We start from the raw sequence: 20,728 nt of genomic DNA, 5'->3' as shown, positions 1-20,728 counted from the left end.
GAGGAAGCCGTGCACCCCTGCCCCACTCTCACCAGCCGACCTCCCGGAATCGAACAGTCCGGCTCGGCCACGCCCGACGCCGACAGCAGCCGTACCTCGACAGGACCGGATACGAGGTGGGAAGCATGAGCGAGCCCGATCCGTCAGCCCGTCGGAAGGTGCCGGGCCCGCGTACCGCCTCGTCCCGGCCCGCCGCAGCCACCACGCCGGGCCGCTCGGAAGGCGTGGCGGACGACACCGCATCCCGAGCGACCGGACACGCCACTGAAACCACCGAACCCGTTGAAACCACCGACCCTGCTGAAACCACCGACGCCTCCGCCCCGTACCTGCGGTACGTCGACGTGACCGGGAGCCGTGAAGCGGCCGGGCGTTCCATCAGGATGCGCGACATGGCCCGGCGCCTGCCCCAGCTGGTGCGCCGCTCCCTGGCTCTCGCCTGGCAGGTGGACCGGCGCGCGACCATCGGCCTCCTGCTGTGCCAGGCCGTCGCCGGAGTGATGCAGGCCCTGGGCCTCGTCGCCATCGCCGGCACCCTGACGGCCCTGCTGAGCAGCGGAGACGTCTACCACCGGCTGTTGGAGGCATGGCCGTCCGTGGCCCTGCTGGCGGGTGCCTCCGGTGTGCGTGCGCTCCTGGGGATCACGGTCAGCTGGCTGTCCTCCAGGCTGGGTCCGCTGATGTCCCGCGAGGCCGAGCAGATGCTCCTGACCGGCTGCGCCGGGGTGGAGCTCTGCGCCTACGACGAGCCCGACTTCAACCGCGACCGGGAGGCCGCCGACCGCGGGGCGCAGGTCACCGGGGACCTGATCGACGAGGGCCAGGACCTCATCGCCTCAAGCGCCAGCTTCCTCGCCGGGGCAGTCGTGCTGGCCGGTGTGCACGTCGTCCTCCTCCCACTCCTGGTGGCGGCCAGCCTGCCGCAGGCCCTGGCCCAGGTCAGCGCCGCCCGGGTGCGGTACCTGGCGAACCTGCGCAGCAATGGTGACAACCGGATGCTGTCGGTGCTGCGTTGGCACATCTTCACGCGGGAGGCGGCCGACCAGATCCGCGCCGGAACCATGGCCGCGTTCCTGTCCGGCCGGTACCGGCAGACGGTCGCCCGGATCAATCGCGAGGACCGGGCCGCGGCGGACACCGGTGCCCGTATGTCCTTGGTCGGCGCGCTGTGCGGAGGCGTGGGGTCCGCGGTGGTGTGGTCCGCGGTCGTGTGGCTGCTGGCCAACGGCCGTATCAGTGTCGGGCACGCGGGGACGGCCGTCTTCGCACTTCAGACGGTGGGGCAGTCGGTCCGGGGGCTGGTGGCCGTCGGCGCACGCGCCGTGCGCACGGGTCTCTACATGGACGACTGGAGCGGCTTTCTGGACAAGGCCGGAGGGTTCCGGATGCGGCGGGGTCCCTACCGTCCGGAGGCGCCGGAGAAGATCGAGGTCACATCGGTCACCCACCGCTACGCGGGCAAGGACCGCGACGCGCTGTCCGAGGTGTCGCTCACCTTGCGCCGGGGCGAGGTCACCGCCCTGGTCGGCTTCAACGGCTCGGGAAAGTCCACGCTGTCGAAGCTGGTCAGCGGTCTGTACCTGCCCACCGACGGACAGGTGTTGTGGGACGGTGTGTCCACCGGCGACGCCGACCCGCAGGCGCTCTGGCGGCAGGTGGCCCTGGTGCCGCAGGACTACGCCCACTGGCCACTGACCGTGCGCGAGAACGTGACCCTGGGGCAGCCCACGGAACGCGGCGACACCGCAGTGCGCGAGGCGTGCGAGGCGGCCGGCGCCGACGAGGTCGTCGACAAGCTCGGCGCCGGCCTGGACACGCTCCTCGCGCGCGAATGGCTCAACGGGGAGGAGCTGAGCGGCGGTCAGTGGCAGCGCATCGCGCTGGCAAGGGCGTTCTTCCGCGAGGCAGGGCTGCTGGTTCTCGACGAGCCGACCGCGAATCTCGATCCCCGCGCGGAGTACCGGATCTTCCAGCGGCTGCGGGACCTGGCCCGGGACCGGGTGGTGCTGCTGGTGACCCATCGCATCACCAACGTTGCCGTGGCCGACCGGATCGTCGTCCTCGACGAAGGCAGGATCGTTCAGGAGGGCACGTACCAGGATCTCGCCCAACAGCCCGGACTGTTCGCGCAGTTGCTGTCCTACCAGGTCACGTCCGAGCGCGATGAGGAGAAGGACGGGACGCCGGCGTGAGTCACGCCGCCGCCCGGACCCGTGCCCGCGCGCGGTTCCGGGCGGCGGCATCGCCGGTCGGCCTCGACGGCGAACCGCTGTGGCGCCCGATGAAACCGATGCTCCCAGGGGCGCGGCCTCACCACCGGGCTGCCCGCCGCGGTCGGGGGCTGCCGGTTTCCGCAGCCACCTGTACGGATCTCCCCGCGCGGCGGCACCTCTGTCCGAGTGCGACGGGACGTGCAACGACAGGACACGCGCCGATGAGACATGTTCCGAGGAAGCAGGTACCGATGAGGCATGTACCAGCGAGGCGTGCATCAGCGGGACGTGCGCCGACGTGACGTGCACCAGCGGGACGTGCGCCGAGGAGAGGGCTATGTGCCGTCGTTGTCGTCGCGCAGGGAATGAATCATGCTCCGCAGGATCCGGAACGCGCCCGACTGCTCGGTCTCGGTCATGCCGGACAACATTCTGACCTCGACGGACCGGACCGCTACGGTCGCCTGCTCCAGGCTCTGTCGGCCGCGGGGCGTGAGCCGCGCGGGAAGCACCTTCCCGACGGGCGCCGCCGCGGGCCTGGTCACGTAACCGTCTCGCTCCAGGGCCTGGAGCAGCACGTTCATCGACTGCCGTGTCACGAACGCGCCACGCGCGAGCTCGGAGTTCGACAGACCCGGCCGCTGGGCGAGCAGTTCGAGGCAGGAGTAGTGCGTCACGCTCATCCCGAGGGGCCGCAGCACCTCCTCCATGGCTACGCGCAGCGCGCTCGAAGCCTCTTTCAGCAGGTAGCCCAGCGATTTGTCCAGGTCGACACCGGCATTGTTTTGACTCATGTCAGGATTCTGACATACGTTGGTTCGTGTCAGGAATCTGACACGAAGAGAAGGAGCATCATCATGCCCGCCACCGGTCCCGACTTCATCTCCCTCCAGGCGCGCGACCTCGACGCTTCGCAGGCGTTCTACGAGCAGTACCTCGGTCTTGTCCGCTCGCCCGCCGGACCCCCGCACGCTGTCGTCTTCGAGACGAAGCCGATCGCGTTCGCGCTCCGCGAGATCGTTCCCGGCACCGACCTCGCGTCCGTCGCTCAGCCCGGCATCGGTGCCGCGATCTGGCTCCACGCGACCGAGGTCCAGGCCATCCACGACGCTCTCGTCGCGGACGGTCACGCCATCGTCTCCGCGCCGATCGACGGCCCGTTCGGCCGGACCTTCACCTTCGCCGACCCCGACGGCTACCACGTCACTCTCCACGACCGCGCCTGATACGTCAGGTGCCGCCGCCACCGTCCGTCCGTCGGTCCGCCCGGTGGGGTGGATCCGCGACCGCGCCGCACGGGCGCGAGCGACCGGAAGGGGCACCGCAGGTGGGCGGGTGCGTGGCGGGGGCCGAAGCCCCGGCCGCGCACCCGCCCACCTGGCGTGTCAGACGATGGCGAGCCGGTCCACCAGCAGCTCCACCCTGGGTCCGGTGACCTCCGGCGGCAGCCGTCCCGCCCGGGTCAGGGTCGCGAGGCCGTGCAGGGCGGCCCAGAACACCTCGGTGAACAGCGCCGGGTGGACGCCGTCCCCGGCGACCTCGCCGAGGGTCTCCAGCAGCGCGGCGAAGCCGTCCTTCAGCGGCTCCGGGGTGTCCTCGTCCGCGAACGCCAGGCCGCCGTCGAGCTGGAACATGGCGTCGTAGACCGCCGGGTTGCGCGCGGCGAAGTCCAGGTACGAGCGGGCGAGTGCGGTGACCTGGGCGCGCGGGCCCTCCGCGGTGGAGGTCGCCGCCCGCAGTGCCGAGGCCATCTCGGCGGCGCCTTCGAGGGCGACGGCGCCGATGATCTCGCGCTTGCCGCGGAAGTGGCTGTAGAGGACGGGCTGGCTGTACTCGATGCGCTCGGCGAGCCGACGGGTGGTGACCGCGTCCCAGCCCTGCTGCTCGGCGAGTTCGCGGGCCGTCGCCACGATGAGGCGCTCGCGGCCGGCCCGTTCGCGTTCCTTGCGTTCTTGTACCGACATGCCTCGATCCTAGCATCGCTAGACAATCGAGCGGCAGTAGTACTAGCGTTGCACCATCAGCTAGCAACGCTAGATCCCAGGAGGATTCGTCATGCTCAGCGCACTTGAGGTGTTCACCACCGTGGTCGTCGGCGTGATGGTGGGGGTGGAGTTCTCCGTCGCCTTCGTCATGAACCCGATCTTCAGCGCACTCCCCAGCGACTGCGGCCAACTCGCCCGCTCCCACGGGGGCCGGATGCTCGGCGCCGTGATGCCGTTCTGGTACATCACCTCGCTCGTCCTCGTCGTGGTCTGGGCCATCGCGCAGTGGCACCACGGCGCCGCCCTCGTGGTCACCGCCGGCGCGCTGCTGGCCCTCAGCGTCCTCATTTCGGTCCTGCTGCTCGTCCCGATCAACAACCGGAGCAAGGCGTGGACCCCTGAGAACCGGCCCGCCGACTGGCAGCAGCAGATGGACCGCTGGGACCGCCTCCACTACGTCCGCGTGGCCGTCATCATCGCCGCCTTCGCGCTGCTGGCCGCCGCACTCGTCTGACGCCACGGGCCGACGCCGCCCATGCGGCGGCCAGGTTCCCTCCCGGGCGGCAGCCGGCCATCGAACTCCGGACATCCGGGAAGGCCGCTGCCGCTCGCTCTCGTACGAAGGGGCGGGCGGTTGCCACCGCCACGAGCAGCCCGGTGACGAAGCCGCTCGGCCCGTCGCACTGCCGGACGGCGTTCGGACCGGCATGCACAGCGGCGTTCGGACCAGCATGCACATCGGCGTTCGGACCGGCATCCAGGAAGGGATTCACCCCGCACGGGTCACCACAGAGGGGCCCTGGTGCTGGAATGGCTCCATGTCCGACACCCCGTCCCGCACCGGTTCGCGTACGACCCACGACACCGACCTGATCATCGTCGGCGGCGGACCGGCAGGCTGCGCTGCCGCCCGCATGGCCGCGGGCGTCGGCATGCGTTCGGTCCTGGTCGAACCGGACGCGCTGTGCCGCAATCTGTACCGCATCCCGGCCCTGAACAACGTCCTCGGCGGCCACACCACCGGCCCAGGTCTCGCCGACTCCATCACCGCGGAGCTGAACGGTACGGAGCTGTGCCGCCTGGAGCTCGGCCGCCGCGCCGTCGCACTCCGCGCCGACGACGACCACGCCGCCGTCACCCTGGACACCGGTACGCGCCTGACCGCTCCGTACGCCGTCGTCGCTACCGGCGTCGGCCCTCTCCAGCCCCGGGACGCCCCCTGGATCACCGCTCCCGGCAGCCCCGTCCTTCCCCCGCTCTGGCAGGCGGAAGCGGCCGACGCGGAAGGCCGCACCCTGCTGGTCCTCGGCGGCGACCGCCCGATCGGCACCTTCCTGCGCGCCCACCCGGCCACCGAGACCCGCCTGCTCGTCGCTCATCCCGAGGCCGACGCGTACAAGACCGAGGAGGTCCGCGACGACCCGCGCGTCACGCTCCTGCCCGTCGAGCACCTGACCCTGCACCCGCCCGGACGGACCACGGTGGCGGCAGAGACGCTGGGCCGGGACGGCGGGCGGCGTACGGTCACGGCCGACGCCGTCTACGTCAGCCTCGGAAGCGCGCCCACGGCCCCGCCCGGTGACCTCGACCGGGACGGGGACGGCTACTGCCCGCCGGGCCGCCAGCACCCCCGCGTCATAGTGGCCGGGGACCTGCGCTCAGCCCGCTTCCAGCGGATCATGACCGCCCTGGGCTCCGGCAGCGAGGCCGCGCTGCACGCCTACTACGCCCTGCGGGAGCGGCCGGGCCGTTGACGTCTGCGGGGCCCGTACGGGCCGCCTCCGTCCGCTGGTGCGAAGTCGGCCCGTACGGCTGTCGAAGGAACGGTGACGGCCGGAGCCGCGTTGTACCGACGGGCGGCCGCGACCGCGGTTTCCGGGGGTGGCAGGGGGAGAGACGGTGCACACCACAAGCACGGTGCCGGACAACCCGGCGCAGCGGCGCGTCGAGGAAGTCCTGGCGGAGGTGACGGCGTCGGGTGCGGAGGCCGGGGTGCAGGTGGCGGCCTGGCACGACGGCGAGTTGGTGGTCGACGCCTGGGCGGGAACGGCCGACGCCGCCGAGGAGCGGTCGATGGGCCCGGACACCCTGGTGCCGGCCTGGTCGACGGGCAAGGGGGTGGCGGCGGCCCTGGTCGCGGTGCTGGTGGACCAAGGAGTGCTGGCGTACGACGCGCCGGTGGCGCGGTACTGGCCGCGATTCGGCACGGCCGGGAAGGAGCGGATCACCCTGGGGCAGGTGCTCGGTCATATGGCCGGATTGGCCCGGCTCCCGGCGGACACCACCCCCGAGCGGCTGCTCGACCTTCCGGCCCTGGCCGACTGGATCGCGGGTCAACGGCCGCAGTGGGAGCCCGGCAGCGCGTTCGGGTATCACGCCTGGACCTACGGTGTGCTGCTGGCCGAGATCCTGCGCCGCGCCACCGGCCGGACCTGTGACCAGCTGCTGCGCGAGGAGCTGGCCGGTCCGCTCGGGATCGGTGACGAGCTGCTCTTCCATGTCCCCGAGCACCTGGCGTCGCGGGTGGCCACCTGTGACGACGGCGGCTGGGCGGCACGGCTGGAGCGGCTGCCGCCCGGGGCGCCGTTCTTCGACTGCGTTCCCCACGCGGTGCTGCCGGTGGCGGAGTTGGGAAACCGCGACGACTTCCGGCGTACGGCGCTTCCCGCCAACGGGATCATGACCGCGCGCGGGGCCGCCCGTCTGTACGCGGCGCTGGCCTGCGGCGGTGAGCTGGAGGGGGTGCGGCTGCTGTCGGCGGCGACCCTGAAGGAGGCGACCACGGGGTGGGTGAGCGGGGTGGACAGGATGATGGGCACCACCTGCACGATGGGCGGCGGCTTCGTGATCGGGGACAGCGGGCCGAAGCGGTTGCGCCCGGCGGGCGGCTTCGGCCACAGCGGGTCGGGCGGCAGCACGGCCTTCGCCGACCCGGCGCACCGGTTCTCCTTCGCCCTGGTCAAGAACCGGATGACCGTACCCGGCCTGGACGTGCGGCTGGCGGCCGAGATCCGTACGGCCCTCGGCATCGCGAGCGGCTGAGCACCTGCGGACGGGCAGGGCGCGGGGGAGGGGAGGGTGCTGACGACCAGTCAAGAGACGTCTGAAACAGGGGACATGCGGCGCGGGACGTGTGCGCTGCGGCGGTGTTGCCGTGAGCGGGGAGCTGCTCCGACAATGAGGGCTTATGGACATCAGCCGCTTGAGTGCGCACGCTCAGGACGATCTGCGTCGGAGGAGCCTGTTCCTCAGGTCGGGCGACACTCCGAAATCCGTGGAGATCCGCGTCGACGACGGAAGCCGCGACGGGTTCGTCATCGGCTGGGTGCGGCAGGAACCCCATGCCTTCCGTCCACGGAGCCTCGCGTGGCAGGCGTACGCGAGGCATGCCATGAACGATCCCGACTACTGGCGCCGTCGCGTCGAGGGCCGGTACGCGGAGTACGGGGGAGGGGGCGAGGAAAGCGTCGAGAGCGCCATCCGCGAAGTGCTTTACGCCGCTTCCTACGGGGATGTGCTGGCCGCGCGCGAAAGGGAAACCGGCGGAAACGGAACCTATGTCGGCACGATCGACGAACGCCAGGCCCAATGGCTGGGCTCTCTCGACGAGCCGAAGGGCATGACTCACCTCGGCGGAGGAAGGATCCGGTTCACCGGAACCGCCGCCGCGTATTTCCGTGGAGGCCCTCAGTCCGGCCCCTACATCGACGCCACCCACCTGCTTCACCTCGACCCGCTGGACGAGCCGTATCAGCTCACCCGCGAACGGTGAGGGGAGCGCGGACCGGCCCCCGGCCCCGGCTCCGGCCTGTGAGCCGACCCGCCCGGGTCGGTCCTCGGGATCCGGGGATCTGCCCTCCGCCCGCGGATCAGGACTGTTTCTGCGGCGGATGGGTGTCGTCGTAGCGGCGCCGGTTCTCCCCGATCTCCGCCCGGTGGACGGTGGCCCAGTTGCCCAGGGCGGTGGCGGCGTCCAGCAGCGTCGAGCCCAGCTCGGTCAGGGTGTACTCCACGCGGGGCGGAACGCTGGCATAGACGGTGCGGGTCAGCAGCCCGTCCCGTTCGAGCTGTCGCAGCGTCAGTGTGAGCATCCGCTGGGAGATGCCGGTCACGGCACGGTGGAGTTCGCCGAAGCGCAGCGTGCCGTCCCGGAGCTGCCCGACGACCAGAATGCTCCACTTGTCGCCGATCACCCCGAGAATCTGCAACACCTGCCGGCACACGTCGTCATCGGGCTCGTCGCCCGCGCGCTCCTCGATGCCGGCTGTCAGCGGGCTGTCAGGGATGGGGGACAACGGTTACCTCCGTGTCGGTGACCGACAGCAATGTGCCGTCTTGTTCCTCTCATCGTAGTGACGAAGCATGTGGCTACGTACAGAAGATAAGTAACGGAGTCCGTAAGGGTGTTGGGCCCGGACTCCGTTCGGAGAGGAACGTCGATGGCGAAGACACTGGTTGTGGTCGGTGCGGGTCCGGGGCTCGGGATGGGGGTGGCCCGTGCGTTCGGCCGCCATGGGTTCAGGGTCGGACTGATCGCGCGTACCCAGGAGAAACTGGAGCTCCTGGTGGCGGAGTTGGCGCAGCTGGGCGTCACCGCCGCCGCCTTTCCCGCCGATGTCCGCGACCCCGGGTCCCTCACCGCCGCTCTCGCCGCGGCGGAGGGCGTGCTGGGGCCGATCGACGTCCTGGAGTTCGGTCCCAGCCCGACCGGGCCGATCACGCACGCCGCCGCGACCACGGTCGACTCGGCCACCGCGCAGTTCGAGCTGCACATACGGGGAGCGGTGGCGGCGGTGCGGTACGTACTGCCGGAGATGCGGGCCCGGGGCAACGGCACACTGCTGCTGACCACCGGCGTCTCCTCGGTGATCCCGGCCCCGTTCCTCGCCAACGTCGGCCTGGCCATGGCCGGTCTGCGGAACTGGGCACACGCCCTGCACACCGAACTCGGGCCGGAAGGGATCTACGTCGGCACGGTGACCATCGCCTCCGGCATCGTCCCCGGTGACGCCGAGACCGATCCGGACGTCATCGGGGACCGGTACTACACGCTGTACGGGCAGCGGGACCGTGCCGAGGAGGTCGTCGGAGACCCCGGCGCCTTCCGGGCCCTTGTCGACGAGCGGAGCGGTGTGGTGCCGCGGGCTCATGTCCGGGGGGGCTGAGTGCCCCCCCGGGGGCGGGGGCTTCGGGCGAAAGAGGGGCGGAACCTTCTGCGACGGACGAGGCGCCTGCCATGATCGTCACCATGGGGACACACATCGCACCGGCCACGGTGGCCGACTTCCACCAGGTCCTGACCGATCACCCCCGATACTGGGGCGAACGCGACCTTCGGTCGCTGCACCTCCTGGCACTGGTCCAGGAGTTCGGCTCCACCTGCTTGGCAGCCCGGGGCGAGGACGGAATCCGCGGGTACGTCTTCGGGTTCGTCACCCCGGACGGCACCGGCTATGTGCATCTGATCGCCACCCGGGACGACGCCCGTGGCACCGGCCTCGGACGTCGTCTGTACGCGGCGTTCGCCGAAGCGGCGGCGCGACAGGGCGCACGGCGGCTGAAGGCGGTCACATCGGTGGGGAACACCGGCTCGATCGCCTTCCACCGCAGCCTCGGCTTCGCCACCGAGATCGTCGACGACTACAACGGCCCCGGCCGGACCATGGCCGTCTTCCATCGGGATGTGCCATCAGCGGTCTGACGACGGACGCGGTGAGCGGGTGAGCGGGTGAGCCGGTGAGTGGGGTGGGCGGGTTGGGCGCGGGGGCGTGTGGTGGACGGTGCGTCCACACGCCTCCGCGCCTCTGCCGGGACGGGACCTCCTCAGAACCTGCTGTCGAGCCACTCGTGGACGGCGAGCGCGGTGGTACGGGCGTGCTCCTCCAGCATGGTGAAGTGGTCCCCGGGCACCGTGATCCCGGTGTGCGGCAGGCTCCAGTCCGGGGCGGGAGCGGCGCCGGGCAGCGGATCCCTGGCTCGTACGTACAGCGTGGGACAGGCGAGCGGAGTGGGCTTCCAGTCGCGGAAGAGATCGAAATACCCGGCCATGGCGGTGAGTCGGCCGGGGCTGGTGGAGGCGAACTCCGCCGCGCGGCGCAGCATGTCCGCCGTCATCGTGGAGAGGTCCTCCCCCCGGTCACCGTGCCCGGGAGGATAGGTGTCCACCAGGACGACGGCCAACGGGGCGGCGCCCTCGGACTCCAGCCGCTCGGCCACGGCATGGGCCACCCAGCCACCGGCCGACCGCCCCAGCAGGACCAGCGGGCCTTCGGCCGCGGCTGAACGGACGGCAGCGGCCTGGGCGGTGACGAGAGCGTCCAGTGTGGCGGGCAGCGCCTCCCGTGGCTCGAACCCCGGGTGCCGCAGCGCGGAAACCGGCCGGAGCCCTCGCAGCCCGGCACCGAAACGCGCGTACTCCTGCGGTCCGGACAGGGCGCTGAGCGCGGGGGAGCAGACCACCCGGGCCCCCGTGCCACCCGCCGTGAGCACGACCGGTTCGTGTGCCGTGCCGGTCGCCCCGGTTCCGTCGAAGACCGGGCGGAGGCGTGCGGCGAGGGTGAGGAGCACCATCCCGTCCCAACTCCGCCCCCGCGCGCACGCGGTACGGAACAGCGCGCCCAGGGAGTCCGGGGACTCCTCGGGCTGCGGCGCTCCGGCGGCCCGCACCCGGGCGTCCGGCGAAGCGCCCGCCCCCGCACCGCTCTCCGGGCCGTCACCCGGTGTGTCCTTCGCACCGGCCCCCGGTCCGGCCCCCGGTCCGTCCTCCGCCGGTCGGGCCGGGAAGGACGGGGCGCCGTCGGTCCCGGACGGCGTCCGGACGGCGGGCGCGGTGCCCGTGCCGGGTGCCTCGGTGGCGTACCACCGCGTCAGTTCGGTGGCCAGCGCGCGCGGCGTCGGGAAGTCGAACAGCAGCGTGGACGGCAGTGCGAGTCCTGTCCGCGCCGCGAGTTCGTTGCGCAGATCGACCGCGGCCAGGGAATCCAGCCCCAGATCCGCCAACAGGGCGTCCTCGTCGATCTCGCCCGCCCCTTCCTGATGGCCCAGGACGTGCGCCGCCAGCGTACGGACCTCGGCGAGCAGCACCCCGTGCAGTTCGTCGGGGGAGGCCATCGCCGACAGCCGGCCGAGTCCGTTCCCGCTCCTGTCGGCCGGGTCGCTCCCGTCGTTCCCGCCACTCGCGTCGCTCTCGGGGCTCCCGCCGCTCCCGCCGCTTCTGTCGCTCCTGTCGTTCCTGCGGGCAGCAGGGGCGCGCAGCGGGTCCGTCGCCGTGCCGCCGCCGTGGAGAGCGGCCGGGAGGAGGCGGGCCGCCACCACCACGGGCTCGTCACCGGCCACGGCCGCGTCGAAGAGCGCCAGGCCCTCCTCCGGCCCGAGGGGGGCGAACCCGGAGCGGGCCATCCGCTGCCGGTCCGCGTCGCCGAGGTGCGCCATCATGCCGGCGCTCTGCTGCCAGGGGCCCCAGGCGATCGACGTAGCGGGCAGTCCGAGCCGGCCGCGGTGCCGCGCCAGGGCGTCCAGCGCGGAGTTGGCCGCGGCGTAGTTGGCCTGGCCCCCGGAGCCGAAGGTTCCCGCGATCGAGGAGAACAGCGCGAACACGGCCAGGTCATGACTTCGGGTCAGTTCGTGCAGCGCGAGCGCGGCGTCCACCTTGGGGCGCAGCACGCGCTTCAGCCGCTCGGTGGTCAGCGCGGCGACGACGCCGTCGTCCAGGACCCCCGCGGTGTGCACGACGCCGGTCAGCGGGTGGGCCGCCGGTACCGTGTCGAGCAGGGCGGCGAGCGCGGCCCGGTCCGCGACGTCACAGGCGTGAACGGCCACTTCGGCGCCCGCCCCGCCCAGCTCCGCGACGAGTTCCCGCGCCCCCGGGGCGTCCGGCCCGCGACGGCCGACGAGCAGCAGACGCCGGACGCCGTGAACGGCGACCAGATGCCGCGCCACCAGCATGCCCAGCGAACCGGTGCCGCCGGTGACCAGGACGGTGCCCTCCGGGCCGAGCGTCCGTGCCTTCCGCGCCGCCCGCGGCTTCGATGCCACCTCTGTCACGGGCACCAGCTCCGGCACGTGCACCGTCCCCCGGTGCACGGCCGCCTCCGGCGGCGGGGCCGCCAGCAGGGCGGGCAGGGCGCTCCACGAGTCGGGGCGCCCGTCCACGTCGACCAGGGCGAAACGGCCCGGGTTCTCCCGCACGGCCGAGCGGACCAGTCCCCACACCGGAGCGTGCGACGGCAGGGGCGCCGTCGCATCGGACCGGCCCCCGGTCCCGCGGCCGGTGCCGTCCGCGGGGAATCTGTCCTCGTCCGGAGCCACGACGCCGGAGGTCACCAGGACGAGACGGGAGCGGGACAGACGCGGCTCGGCGAGCCACTCCTGTACGAGCCCCAGCGCCCGGTCCGCCGCCCGCAGCAGACCGGCGGCCCGGTCCGGCCCCTCGTCGGCCGTGTCCGGCGGGCAGGGTGCCACGACGACGGCCGGTGCCGCGTCGCACGCCGCCGGTGCCGCGTACACCGGTACGCCGGACCCCGGCGGCGCGAGCGCGTCCACCAGCGGGGTGCCCGCCGCGCCCAGAACCGCCCAGCGGGGCGGCGCCACGGGCGCGGGCGGCTCGGCCGCCGGCACCCAGCGCAGCCGGTGGAGAGCGCCGGTGGCCGGGGCCGCCGCCGCTCCGGCAGGCGGGAGCCGCCGGAGTGCCAGCGAACGGACCGTCGCCACCGGTGAGCCCGACTCGTCGGTCAGTTCGACCTCGGCCCGCCCGTCCGGACCCGGGGCCACCCGCACCCGCAGCTGCCGTACCCCGGCGGTGTGCACGCGCACCCCGCTGAAGGCGAACGGCAGACGGAGCCCCTCGCCCGCCGGACCGGCGGCCCCGGAACCGTTCGCGACGAGGCTGTCCAGGGCCACGGCGTGCAGCGCCGCGTCGAGCAGCGCGGGATGCAGGACGAACCCCGGGCCGTCCGCCGCCCGGTGCGCGGGCCGGGCCGCCACGGGCAGCTCGACGTCCGCGTACAGCTCCGCCCCGAGCCGCCAGGCGGCGCGCATGCCCCGGAAGGCGGGGCCGTAACGCAGCCCGTCGACGGCCAGCCGCTCGTACGGACCGGCCCCGCCGCCTGCGGCGTGCAGAAGGGGCACCGCCGCCTCCGGGGGCCAGGACGCGTCCGGCCGGGGCGCGCCGCCGGACGCGTCGGCGCCGGACGGAGCCGGTGCGAGCGTGCCGGTGGCGTTCCTGATCCAGGGTTCGTCGCCCGCCGGGGTGTGCGGCCGGGAGTGGAAGAGCACCGTCCGCCGTCCCGTGCCATCCGCCCCCGCCACCCTCACCTGGAGGGCGACGGCACCCTCCGGGGGCAGGGCGAGCGGCGCGGTCAGGACGAGCTCGTCCAGGACGTCCGCGCCCGTCGACGCGCCCGCGTGGAGGGCCATCTCGACGAAGGCGGTGGCCGGCAGCAGGATCTCCCCGGCCACCACGTGGTCGGCGAGCCACGGCTGGTCCCGCACCGACAGCACCCCGCTCAGCAGCAGCCCGTCGTCGTCGGCCGTGCGGGTGCCCGACCGGAGGAACGGATGCGGGTGCCCGGCCTCCGGGGAGGGGCGAGGACGCTCCGGTACGGCCTCCAGCCAGTACCGGCGGCGCTGGAAGGCGTACGTGGGCAGGGCCACGCGCCGCCCGTCGCCCCCCGCGAGGACCGACGGCCAGTCGACGGGTACGCCCCGGGCGTGCAGCGCGGCCACCGTGTCGAGCAGGGCATCCGCCTCCGGCCGCTTCCCGCGCAGGGTCGGCAGGACCAGCGGCAACGGGCCCCGCCCGCCGCCCGCTTCATCCGGATCCGGGGCCGCCGGTGCCGCCCCGGACACGGCGAGGCAGTCACGCACCAGGCCGGTGAGCACCCCCTCCGGGCCCAGCTCGACGTAGTGGGCCACGTCCTGCCCGGCGGCCAGATGCGCCACCGAGTCGGCGAAGAGGACCGGACGGCGGACATGGTCCACCCAGAACTCCGGCGCGCACACCTCCTCGGCGGTGGCCGCCCGGCCCCGCACCGCGCTGACCAGCGGCAGCCGGGGCGCGGCGAAGGACAGACCCCGGACCACCTCCCCGAACTCGGCCAGCACGGGCTCCATCCGGGCCGAGTGGAAGGCGTGGCCGACCCGCAGCGGTTTCACCGCACGGCCCCGCTCCCGGAAGTACGCGCACACCTCCCGTACCGCCGACGCGTCGCCAGAGACCACCACCGAGGCGGGCCCGTTGACCGCGGCGATCTCCACCGCGCCCCCGGCCCCGGCGAGCCGGGCGGCCACCTCGTCCGCACCGGCCGCCACCGCCGCCATCGCACCGCCCGGCGGCAGCGCGTCCATCAGCCGGCCCCGGGCCGCCACCAGCGTGCACGCGTCCGCGAGGGACAGCACCCCGGCGACGTGCGCCGCCACGACCTCGCCCACCGAATGCCCGGCCACCGCGCCGGGGCGCACCCCCCACGCCTCGAACTGCCGGAACAGCGCCGTCTCCAGGGCGAAGAGCGCCGGCTGTGCGAACCGGGTGGTGTCCAGCAGCGCGCCCCGCTCCGTACCGGGCCCGGCGAACACGACGTCCCGCAACGGCACCGGAAGCAGCGGGTCGAGCAGGTCACAGCACTCGTCCAGCGAACGGGCGAAGGCCGGATGCAGCTCCCGCGACGCGTACAACTCGCCGCCCATGCCCGCACGCTGGCTGCCCTGACCTGTGAACAGGAAGGCGGTCGCGCCCGGTTGGCGGGACGTGCCCAGGTGCACCCCGGACCGGTCGTCGCCCTCCGCCACGGCCCGCAGGGAGTCCAGCAGCCCGGCACGGTCCCGGGCGACCACCACGGCCCGGTGCTCCAGGGCCGCACGTGTGGTGGCGAGCGAGTACCCGATGTCCGCCAGGGACACGTCGGGAGCGGCGGCCACATGGTCGTACAGCCGTCGCGCCTGGGCCCGGAGCCCCGGCACGCTCCTCCCCGACACCGGGAAGGCCACCGCGGCCCGCCCGGGACCCTGCGCACGCCCCGGCGCCGCCCCGGGCCCGCCCCGGTCACCGGCCGCCCCGCCGCCCGGGGCCTCTTCGAGCACCACATGGGCGTTGGTGCCACTGATCCCGAACGACGACACCCCGGCCCGGCGCGGACGGTCCGTCGCGGGCCACTCCACCGCCCGGGTCAGCAGCGCGATCCGCCCCGACGACCAGTCGACCCGGGGCGACGGCTCGTCGGCGTGCAACGTACGCGGCAGCAGCCCGTGCCGCATCGCCTGCACCATCTTGATCAGACCGGCCACCCCGGCGGCTGCCTGGGTGTGACCGATGTTCGACTTCACCGAGCCCAGCCGGAGAGGAACCGGCCGGTCCCGCGCCCCGTACGTCGCGAAGAAGGCCTCCGCCTCGATGACGTCCCCCAGCCGGGTGCCGGTGCCGTGCGCCTCCACCGCGTCGATGTCCGCGGGACGCAGACCCGCGTCCGCGAGCGCCTGCCGGATCACCCGCTGCTGCGCCGGTCCGTGCGGTGCGGTCAGCCCGTTGCTCGCCCCGTCCTGGTTGATCGCCGAGCCGCGCACCACGGCCAGGACCGGAAGCCCGGCGCGGCGCGCCTCGGACAACCGGCTCAGCAGCAGCATCCCGGCGCCCTCGGCCCACCCCGTGCCGTCGGCGGACGCGCCGAACGCCTTGCAGCGGCCGTCCGGCGACAGCGCCCGCTGCCGGCTGAACTCCACGAACGACGAGGGCCCCGACATCACCGTGGCACCACCGGCCAGCGCGAAGGCGCACTCGCCCCGGCGCAGCGCCTGGGCGGCCAGGTGCAGGGCCACCAAGGACGAGGAACAGGCCGTGTCCACGGTGATGGCCGGGCCTTCGAGACCGAAGGCGTACGCGATGCGGCCGGAGGCGACGCTTCCGGCGTTGCCGAGGCCGAGGTACCCCTCGACCTGCTCGGGCGTCCTCGTCAGGCCGCGCGCGTAGTCGCTGTACATCAGCCCGACGTACACCCCGGTCGCCGAACCGCGCAGCGTGCCGGGGACGAGACCGGCGTACTCGAAGGCCTCCCACGCCACTTCGAGCAGCAGCCGGTGCTGCGGGTCCATGGCCAGCGCCTCGCGGGGCGAGATGCCGAAGAAGCCGGGGTCGAAGCGGTCCACACCGGAGAGGAAGCCCCCCTCGCGCACATAGGTCCGGCCCGGCCGCCCGGGGTCCGGGTCGTACAGGGCCCCGACGTCCCAGCCCCGGTCGGTGGGGAAGGGCCCGATGGCGTCCTTCCCGTCGGCCACCAGCCGCCACAGCTCCTCGGGAGAGGTCACCCCTCCGGGATAGCGGCAGCCCATCCCCACGATCACCACGGGGTCGTCGTCCGACCGGACCGCGCCCCGGTCCACGGGCGCGGCCCCGGCCGGTGCGGTGGCGTGGCGTTCCCCGAGGTGCGCGGCGAGCGCCGCGGCGGTGGGGAAGTCGAAGGCGACGGCCTCGGAGAGCGGCAGGCCGGTCGCCGCCGACAGCCGCTCCCGCAGCACGGTCGCCGTCAGGGAGTCCATCCCCAGGTCCCGCAGCGCCGTGTCCGGCTCCACCGACCGGGCCGTACGGCCGAGCACGGCCGCCACCTCGTCCCGCACCAGGGCCAGCAGGTCCTCCGACGGCTTCCCGCCGGCCTCCGCACCCAGCGCCCGAGCGGGCAGTTTGGCCAGATCCCGGCGCACGGTCTTCCCGGAGGCCGTACGGGGAAGCTCCGCCACCTCGAACAGTTCGGCGGGCACCTTGAAACCGGACAGTTCCGCGCGGCAGGCGGCGAGGACGCGCCCCCGGTCCAGCACCCCGCCGGGCTCGGCGACGAGATAGCCGACCGGCACCTCGCCGAAGACGGGGTGCGGGCGTCCGGCCACGGCGGCGTCCGCCACCCAGGGCAGCCGCCGCAGCACCGCCTCCACCTCGGAGGGATGGATGTTCACCCCGCCCCGGATGATCAGATCGCTCGCCCGGCCGGTGATCGCCAGCCCGCCGGAGGCGTCGATGACGGCCAGATCGCCCGTGCGGAACCAGCCCTCGCGCAGCACCGCCGCAGTGGCTTCCGGCCTGCCGTGGTACCCGGCCATCACCCCGGGCCCGCTGACCCACAGCTCGCCCTCGCCCGCGTCCCGGCCGTCGGTGCCCCCGCCGACCCGGACCCGGACGCCGGGCAGCACCCGGCCGCACCCTCCGGACGGCGTCGCCGCGCCCGGCTCCGGCATGGTGACCGGGCCCGCCTCCGTGCTGCCGTAGTGCTCCAGGTACGGCACACCGCAGACCGCCTCGAAGGACTCGCCGAACCCGGGCCCCGCCGCGGCGCCACCGCTGACACAGCACCGCAGCTCCGGGCCGCCGAGACCACCGCCGCCCTCCTCGCCCCGGACCGCGTCGAGCAGCGCCGAGTACGTGGTCGGAACCCCGCCGAGCAGGGTGAACGAGGCGCCCTCCCGGCGCAGTTCGCCCAGCACCCCCGCCACCGAGAACCGGGGCAGCAGCACCGCTCCCGCCCCCGCGGCGATCACCCCGAGGAAGCACACGATCTGGCTCATCGCGTGATGGAGGGGCAGCGGCCACAGCACACGGTCCCGTCCGGACAGGCCGAGGACACCGACCAGGCCCGCCGCGACCGGCGCCAGGCGGTTGCGCTGGGTGGACAGGACACCCTTGGGCACGCCGGAGGAACCCGAGGTGTAGAGCAGCCAGGCCACTTCGTCCAGGGCGAGATCGTCGCGGGCGGGCGTCCGGGGCTCCGTACCCGCCAACTCCTCGAACCTCAGCACGCCGTCCGCCGCCGGGGCCCGCTCACCGGTGTCCTCCTCGGCGCCGCCCTCGGCCACCACCAGGACCGTCCCGGGCCGGGACAGCAACGTCCGACGACGCGTCAGGCAGGCGTCGTCGGTGAGGAGCACCCGCGCCCCGCTGTCGTCGAGCAGGCGCGCCAGCTCCTCCTCCGAGCTCCCGGGGTCCAGCAGCACGCCCACACCGCTCGCCCGGGTGACGGCGAGCAGGCTCTCGACGGCCTCGACGCGGTTGCCGAGCAGTACGGCCACCCGGTCACCGCGCTCCACGCCGAGTCCGGCCAGGTGACCGGCCAGCCGCGCGGTCCTCCGCTCCAGCTCCCGGTACGTCACCCGCCTGAGCCGGTCCTCGAAGGAGACCCGGTCCCCGTGGCGCCGGGCGTGGTGCCCGAGCAGCTCCGGCAGCGGTTTGACGATGTCGGCGTGGCTGTCCACCACATGACCTCCTTGAGACGACCCGCCGTTGAGGACGGCGGCGTGCCGCACCAGGTTCCCTCCTGGCGGCCGGTCACCCCCGGCGGGGGTACGGGATGCCGATCGGTGAATCCCGTGGTCATGCGCCGTGTGCACGGATCGGCGGCACCGGGAACCCGCTGCCGTGGAGGACAGCCGGGGCGGCCCGCCGGGGCAGCCCGTACGCGGCCGGGGCGGCCCGGCACCGCGGCGGAAAAAGGGGTGCGCCGGGCGGGAGGGAGTAGGCAGGATGCCCGGCGTGACCGAGCAACCGAGCAACGCCGTCCCGCCCCGCGCCGTCCTCGATGCCTTCGGTGTGCGGGGCACCCCTGTCCCCCTGTCCGGCGGGCAGGGACGAAGCGTTCTCGTCGGCGGGGCTGTCTTCAAGCCCGCCGACGCCACTGCGGGAGACGGGGCCGGGGGCGGGACCGAGGCCGAGTGGGCCGCCTCCCTCTTCGAGCGACTGGCGCCGGGCCGTGGCTTCCGCGTCCCGCTGCCGCTGCGGGCCGCCGACGGCCGGAGTCTCGTGGATGGCTGGACGGCCGCCGAGTTCCTGACCGGTGAGCCCGGTCCGAGCAGGCACTGGACCGGTGTGCTCGACGCGGGCCGCGCCTTCCACGCCGCACTGCGGCACCACCCCCGGCCCGACTTCCTCGAACGGCGCACCCATCCCTGGGCGGTGGGCGACCGGGTCGCGTGGGGCGAACAGGACATCGAGGTGGTCGACGACCTCGCCGCCCCGTTCGCGGCGCTGCTGGCACTGAGGCGCCCCGTGGAACAGAGCGCGGCTCAGCTCATCCACGGCGACCTCACCGGCAATGTGCTCTTCGCCCCGGACGAGGCGCCCGCGGTGATCGACTTCTCGCCGTACTGGCGGCCCCCGGTGTTCGCCGAGGCCGTCGTGGTCGCCGATGGACTGCTGTGGTACGACCTTCCGCCCGGCCTGCTGACGCGGGGCAGCGATCATCCCGACTGGCAGCAGATGCTGATCCGGGCGCTGATCTTCAGACTCGTCGCGCAGAGCGGCATCACGGGGCCCGCGGGGCGGACGGGGCCCGGTGAGCGGGACCGGTACGCACGGGCGACCGATGCGGTGGTGAGAAGCGTGACGGCGCGTCACTGATGGTCCCGGTCCGGTCGCCGGCCGCCCCGCGACGGCCCGAACGGAGAGCGTCAACTCCCTGCCGATATAGGGTGGTTGGCCCGGTGTGTCACCCGATCGTGAGGCACCGCGCAACCATTTGAAGGCACCGGCCGGCCGGGGCTAGGTTGGACCGATCGGCATGCGCGCCCCCTGGAAAGGGACATGAATCGGTATGACCGTCGCCTCACGAGCCCCGGCCCCCGCCGCGCCCCGGTTACCGGCCCCCGTCCCGGCCCGGGGCTGTGCCGCCCGGCTGGTGGGACGGGCCCCGGCCGGCGTGCGGCCGTATCTGGAGCTGCTGCGGCTGGACCGGCCGGTGGGGGCCTGGCTGCTGGTGGTGCCCGGGTGGATAGCCCTGGCGGCGATCGCCGGGCCCCGGGACGGGGGCCTGCTCGGACTGCTGCTCCTGGTGTACGGGGTGCTGTCGCGAGGGGCCGCCTGCGGGCTCAACGACGTGCTGGACGCGGGGTTCGACGCCCAGGTGCCGCGCACGGCGGGGCGGCCCGTCGCCTCCGGCCGACTGGCGGCCCGGCGGGCCCTGGTGCTGTGTGTCGCGGTGGGGGCCATCGCTCCGCTGGTGATGGGGTTCTGGGGTGTTCGGGCCGTGCTGTGGGCGGCGGCCGGTGCGCCCCTCGCGGCGGTGTATCCGTACATGAAGCGGATCACCCACTGGCCGCACGTGTGGCTGGGGATCACCATGAACTGGTCCGTGCCGCTGGTGTACGGCCTGCTCACCGGAGGGCTCGGGCTCGGCGGCGGGGTGCTGTACGGGGCGCTGATCTGCTGGGCCGTGGGGACGGACGTGATATACGCCTGCCAGGACCGGGAGGCCGATGTGCGGGCCGGGGTGCGGTCCGCCGCCGTGCTGCTGGGGCGGCACAGCCGGGTGCTGGTGGGCGGTGTGTACGCGGGGTGTGTGGTGCTGCTCGTCTGGTTCGGGGCGCTGGCCGGGCTCGGACCGCTGTACTGGCCCGGACTGTGCGTGGTCGCGGGGCAGTTGGGCTGGCAGGTGTGGCGGGCCGACCCCATGGACGTCGGCGCCTGCGGGCGGGCGTTCGGCACCAACCCCCTGTGCGGACTGCTCATCCTCGTGGCCGTGCTCGCCGGGCGGGTCGGTACCCTCGGCTGAGAGACACGGATCC

General features: G+C 73.7%; 14 protein-coding genes. 10 read left to right on the top strand and 4 right to left on the bottom strand.

The window, feature by feature from the left end; translation table 11 throughout:
- The first annotated feature begins 329 nt into the window (after nt 1-329).
- Complete coding sequence (locus ACFVFH_RS28650) at nt 330-2,192, top strand: ABC transporter ATP-binding protein (RefSeq protein ID WP_383774091.1); 1,863 nt, start codon at nt 330-332, stop codon at nt 2,190-2,192.
- A gap of 356 nt (nt 2,193-2,548) precedes the next feature.
- Here the strand turns inward: ACFVFH_RS28650 and ACFVFH_RS28645 are convergent, their stop codons facing one another.
- On the bottom strand, nt 2,549-3,007 hold the full coding sequence (locus tag ACFVFH_RS28645) for a MarR family winged helix-turn-helix transcriptional regulator (protein ID WP_383773825.1): 459 nt from the start codon (nt 3,005-3,007) through the stop codon (nt 2,549-2,551).
- 63 nt (nt 3,008-3,070) lie between these two features.
- Here ACFVFH_RS28645 and ACFVFH_RS28640 point away from each other — a divergent pair, with 63 nt between their 5' ends.
- Nucleotides 3,071-3,439, top strand: coding sequence for a VOC family protein (locus tag ACFVFH_RS28640; protein ID WP_383773823.1), 369 nt, complete (start codon nt 3,071-3,073; stop codon nt 3,437-3,439).
- Nucleotides 3,440-3,598: 159 nt separating this feature from the next.
- Here the strand turns inward: ACFVFH_RS28640 and ACFVFH_RS28635 are convergent, their stop codons facing one another.
- Entirely contained in the window at nt 3,599-4,177 is a 579-nt protein-coding gene (locus ACFVFH_RS28635; RefSeq protein WP_383773821.1) for a TetR/AcrR family transcriptional regulator, read from the bottom strand.
- Between the two features lie 91 nt (nt 4,178-4,268).
- Here ACFVFH_RS28635 and ACFVFH_RS28630 point away from each other — a divergent pair, with 91 nt between their 5' ends.
- From ACFVFH_RS28630 to ACFVFH_RS28615, 4 genes are all read left to right on the top strand, one after another.
- Nucleotides 4,269-4,712, top strand: a complete 444-nt coding sequence (locus tag ACFVFH_RS28630; protein ID WP_383773819.1) for an anthrone oxygenase family protein — start codon at nt 4,269-4,271, stop codon at nt 4,710-4,712.
- A gap of 304 nt (nt 4,713-5,016) precedes the next feature.
- Nucleotides 5,017-5,952 (top strand): FAD-dependent oxidoreductase, encoded by a 936-nt coding sequence (locus ACFVFH_RS28625; RefSeq protein WP_383773817.1) that lies wholly within the window; start codon nt 5,017-5,019, stop codon nt 5,950-5,952.
- A gap of 145 nt (nt 5,953-6,097) precedes the next feature.
- Nucleotides 6,098-7,240 (top strand): serine hydrolase domain-containing protein, encoded by a 1,143-nt coding sequence (locus ACFVFH_RS28620; protein WP_383773816.1) that lies wholly within the window; start codon nt 6,098-6,100, stop codon nt 7,238-7,240.
- A 145-nt stretch (nt 7,241-7,385) separates the two neighbouring features.
- Nucleotides 7,386-7,970 carry a hypothetical protein gene (locus ACFVFH_RS28615; RefSeq protein ID WP_383773814.1) on the top strand — a complete coding sequence of 195 codons (585 nt, stop codon included), beginning with the start codon at nt 7,386-7,388 and terminating at the stop codon, nt 7,968-7,970.
- Between the two features lie 97 nt (nt 7,971-8,067).
- On the opposite strand, the gene ACFVFH_RS28610 is transcribed toward ACFVFH_RS28615, so the two are convergent.
- Entirely contained in the window at nt 8,068-8,409 is a 342-nt protein-coding gene (locus ACFVFH_RS28610) for a winged helix-turn-helix transcriptional regulator (protein ID WP_383774089.1), read from the bottom strand.
- Between the two features lie 228 nt (nt 8,410-8,637).
- On the opposite strand from ACFVFH_RS28610, the gene ACFVFH_RS28605 reads away from it, so the two are divergent.
- Both ACFVFH_RS28605 and ACFVFH_RS28600 read left to right on the top strand, forming a co-directional pair.
- Nucleotides 8,638-9,363: an SDR family NAD(P)-dependent oxidoreductase gene (locus tag ACFVFH_RS28605; protein WP_383773812.1), complete on the top strand. Its 726-nt coding sequence runs from the start codon at nt 8,638-8,640 to the stop codon at nt 9,361-9,363.
- Between the two features lie 71 nt (nt 9,364-9,434).
- Nucleotides 9,435-9,899, top strand: coding sequence for a GNAT family N-acetyltransferase (locus tag ACFVFH_RS28600; protein WP_383773810.1), 465 nt, complete (start codon nt 9,435-9,437; stop codon nt 9,897-9,899).
- Between the two features lie 122 nt (nt 9,900-10,021).
- Here the strand turns inward: ACFVFH_RS28600 and ACFVFH_RS28595 are convergent, their stop codons facing one another.
- Nucleotides 10,022-18,427, bottom strand: coding sequence for a type I polyketide synthase (locus ACFVFH_RS28595; RefSeq protein WP_383773809.1), 8,406 nt, complete (start codon nt 18,425-18,427; stop codon nt 10,022-10,024).
- A 274-nt stretch (nt 18,428-18,701) separates the two neighbouring features.
- On the opposite strand from ACFVFH_RS28595, the gene ACFVFH_RS28590 reads away from it, so the two are divergent.
- Nucleotides 18,702-19,565, top strand: coding sequence for an aminoglycoside phosphotransferase (locus ACFVFH_RS28590; RefSeq protein WP_383773808.1), 864 nt, complete (start codon nt 18,702-18,704; stop codon nt 19,563-19,565).
- Between the two features lie 193 nt (nt 19,566-19,758).
- Nucleotides 19,759-20,715, top strand: a complete 957-nt coding sequence (locus tag ACFVFH_RS28585; RefSeq protein WP_383773806.1) for a 4-hydroxybenzoate octaprenyltransferase — start codon at nt 19,759-19,761, stop codon at nt 20,713-20,715.
- Nucleotides 20,716-20,728 lie beyond the last annotated feature (13 nt).

It is taken from the genome of Streptomyces sp. NPDC057697, from assembly GCF_042799335.1.
In the GTDB taxonomy this organism is placed as follows: domain Bacteria; phylum Actinomycetota; class Actinomycetes; order Streptomycetales; family Streptomycetaceae; genus Streptomyces.
This window is presented reverse-complemented; position numbering and strand designations above follow the sequence as displayed.